This window comes from Neobacillus drentensis, assembly GCF_036966985.1.
Taxonomy (GTDB): Bacteria; Bacillota; Bacilli; order Bacillales; family Cytobacillaceae; genus Neobacillus; species Neobacillus drentensis_E.
In genome coordinates, this window is record NZ_JBALSN010000728.1 from 1 (window position 1) to 4,043 (window position 4,043).

The following is a 4,043-nucleotide window of genomic DNA, read 5'->3' on the forward strand; positions in this document are numbered from 1 at the left end:
ATTCCTGAAAATAGTTAATACAATGCTAAACGCCTACAAAAACCTATAATTTGTAGGTGTTTGTTTTGCAAAAGGTTCATCGCAAAAAATCGATTCTGCTCCAATACACAATGTAGAACGACCAATAACCCTTAGCACTTATCTGCCAGCCTCAATTAGCTTTATTATCAAAAAATAGGGGATTGGCCCCAAAGTTTCCCATCAAAAAAAGAGAGTGCTAGGTATTCCAACATTAATGGCACTTACCTTCACTCCGTAAATAATCTAATATTTAATTGCTAACTTTCTGCTTAACAATCTCCTTCTTCAACAATTCCTTCACCTTCTGATCAATTCGCTCAACCTCTGCTAATGAGTTCTTCCACCAGTTTCGACTCCAAATCCGTTCGATGGTCCAGCCTCTGCTTTCTAGGGAACCGTTGACGGTAAACGTCTCTTTCCTTCGCATTAGCGGAGCTGTGATACATGGCTCCATCGCACTCGATTCCCAATATATATCGTGAAGAATCGTGCGGGTGAACAATGGCCATGTCAATTCGGTAACCTGACATCCCCACCTGAGTGGTAACCTCATAGCCGAGGTTTCGTAGTTGATGATACACTTGCTCTTCAAACGGTGAGTCGAAATGTAATTCTTTTTCCTGTACATGAGTATTTACATTTTCATTGACTTCTTGGACAACAGCATTGATCTGCTCCACTTGTGAGTTTGAAACAGCCCGTACATATTTTAGATAGGCCCTTAGTAATTTCGGACCTATTTGCGAAGTGTTTGCCACGTTTAGTTCTTCTGGCTCAATACTTGATACCACGGTGATTCCCTCTTTAGCCCGTGTGACCGCAACGTTCAGACGGTTTTCTCCACCCTTTTGATTCAACATTCCAAAACGGTTATACAACTTTCCTTCCTCGTTTTTCGCATAAGCGATCGAGAAAAGGATAATATCCCTTTCATCCCCTTGCACGTTTTCAATATTTTTTACGAAGACGCGTTCATCGAGATCCCTGGTTAACATTTGATTGTAAACGGAGCTAAATTCCTCATCTTCACTCACTAGGTTATCAATCTGATCCTGAATTTTCGATTGCTGCTTGGAGTTAAACGTGATAATCCCTACGGTTTTTCCAGGCTGATTGATAAGTATATCTTTAAGAATATTGACGACTTCAATCGCTTCCACTTCATTGGACTGGTTAACCCATCTTCCTTCGACTTTTTTCCATTTAATCGCTGGTGGATTTTTAAATGGAATCACATTGGGTGCTATTTGTACATGCCCCTTGTAAAATGCATGATTGGAATAATTGATTAACTCTTCATATTTAGAGCGATAGTGCCACTGAAGCAGCCTCTCAGAAAACCTTCTTTTCGCTAAATTTAGCAAACTAATGGAATCATCCGTATCGTATTCTTCCTCCTCATCATCGTCATTAACAAAAGTGGATTGAAACAGATTAGATGGTGGCAATTGTTTCTCATCACCAGCAATAATTACTTGTTTAGCCCGGTAAACTGCTGGAATCCCACTTTCCACCGTACACTGGGAAGCTTCATCGAAAATAACTAAATCAAATAATCCTTTTTGTAATGGAAAAATAGACGAAACAATCTCCGGTGAAGCGAGCCAAACAGGCATAATATCAACGAGACCATTGCCAGCAAATTCATTAACTAATCGTCGAAGCGGCCAAACTTGCCGTTTCTTACCGACCTGATGTTTCAGTTCTCTTATATTCCTTGAATGAGTGGTTTGAACGCTATCCACTTTTTTGGTAAGGTTATGAATTNNNTCCCTACCTTCCTTTTATCCTCAATAAGCCCCGCAAAAGATTCTCTAATTCTTGAAAATTCATTCGTTGAAATTTTCTGGACCTGTGGATGTTTCCTTTCCGTTTGATCAATCCATTGGACGTAGGCGGAGTTTTTTAATAAATCCACCCAGTAATCAGATAGCGTTAATTCGTTCTTCGATGTTTTCTGTTGAAGGAGAAGAAGCACTTTCTTCTCGACCTCAGAACATTGATTCCAGTATACATCCATTAACTGCAGTTCTTCAAAATCACGATGGATGTATTCGACCATTTTATCAAATTCAGTTAACGGAATATCCCCTTCTGATATTCTCGTTTTTAAACTGTTTACTTTTGTAATCCTGAAGATATTTTTTTAGCTTGTCTACTTCTTCTGCCATTGCTTTTGTCACTTTACCCAACTGATGCATAATAATTAAAGATTTCTTGATCTTAAGCCATTCTGACGAACTTGTTCCTTTAAATTTTTCCCCATCAAGCAATTCTTCAATGATGTTTTTACCCGAAACAGATGTCCACCACCATAGTCTTAAACCTTGTAAGGTTCTTTTCGTGCCATCCTCTAAATCGGGATAAATCTTCTCTAACTTATTTTTGATGAGCCAAGTGTACGCTGGTGTAATTTTTTCATGATCAAGGGAGTCGAGGTATTCTACCGCTTGTTTGGCTTTATCGACCATATCATTCAATAGCTCGATTGCTTCCAATTTTTCTTTCATATTAAAATTAGCAAATGTTTTACGCTCTTTAAGCGGGAAATCCTCATCGCCAAAGCGATCATACCATTCCGCATAGGTGTACACTTTTTCAGAGATATCCACTAAAAAATCTTTATTTATAGACGGCAGCACCTCATGTAGATCAACAATTTGTGTGGTTTCCACGATTGGCTTCGCTAATCCATACAAATCATATAATCGTAGCCCAAAGTCCTGGTAACTGTACAAGGCAGAAGCAATACTGTTCAGTAACTCTTCTTGTGAGGATAATCTTTTGGAAGTAGAAGATAACTGATTCATCGCATTCTCAAAAGACACCTGATTTTGCTCTAGAACCGCTCCCACTTTTGCATAAAGCTTTTTCCGATCATTCTTTTCGTCGTGGACAAGTGCAACATGATTACTTAAGCCCAATCCATCCAGACGTTGGTAAACGACATCCAAAGCGGCACGCTTTTGACAAACCACGAGTACTTTCTTCTCCTGTTGAAGCGCATCTGTAATGAGATTAACAATGACTTGAGATTTTCCTGTTCCAGGCGGTCCATGGACAACAATCCCTTTTTTATAACGAGCTACTTGAATAATCTCTTCTTGTGACCCGTCTGCTTGTAATAGGTTTAAAATGTCAGGATTATTATTATTCGATTTTTCTGCTACGCTCGGTTCCCCATCAGTCTCAAAATCCTTATCCTGCGGTTCGATTAGTTCCCCAGCTAAAGATAAATTACTTTCTTCTGATCGGACAATGAGTTCTTCATAATCTTTAACAAGCGAAGACCCGCCTTGTGGGAAATTCCCGATGACCGCATTCTCCAACATAGTTAAACCTGCTTTTTCCGGAACCTCTTCTTTTCTATATTCCTTCAGTTTGCTAATACCCTTAGGTGTAAATGATACATTCATTTCATGATTTTTTAAAAATTGGAGCCACTCTTCATCGTTATACTTCGTTGCTAGTTCCGCAGCTTGATCAAAGAAATCTTCGGTAAATGTTTGGTTGTTTAGCTTTTTAAATGCTAAGAACAACGTCCGATTGATTTGAGGACCATCTTCATCTATTTTAATCACCCATTTTTGAGCATTCACATTGCTCTTTTCAAGCCTGATCGGATATAAAAATAATGGAGCTTGAAAAAACGTCCCATCGGACAATGTGCCTGACAAAAACGGAAAACCCAGGTAAAAATCATGAATACCTGTTTCATCTTCAATTCCTTTAATATTTCGATATAAATCAGTGAGTTTTCTCGAAAGACTCATTGAAAGTTCATTATTTATAGTTGGCTTAAGTAAGATGACATCATTCTTGGTTTGATGAGTGATTTGTTCTACTATAGCGGTACTTGCCTTTTCTTTAGATAACCTAGAGAGGTTATCCAGATCAGTTAAATCAAAGCTCCACTTATTATAAAGCTTCAATAATCGAATCGAACGATTCCGCCGACTAATGTCATTGAGCTTGTCCCTCATATGTATTAACTTGTCTTTCATTACAAGACCTCTTTCCAT

General features: G+C 38.6%; 2 protein-coding genes. Both read right to left on the reverse strand.

The genetic code is table 11. The features are described 5' to 3' along the window. Positions 1-338: 338 nt before the first annotated feature. Positions 339-1,766, reverse strand: a complete 1,428-nt coding sequence (locus V7659_RS31050; protein WP_335543843.1) for an AAA domain-containing protein — start codon at positions 1,764-1,766, stop codon at positions 339-341. A gap of 327 nt (positions 1,767-2,093) precedes the next feature. Continuing rightward, a partial coding sequence (locus V7659_RS31055; protein ID WP_335543844.1) for a DUF4011 domain-containing protein occupies positions 2,094-4,043 on the reverse strand: 1,950 nt, incomplete at its 5' end.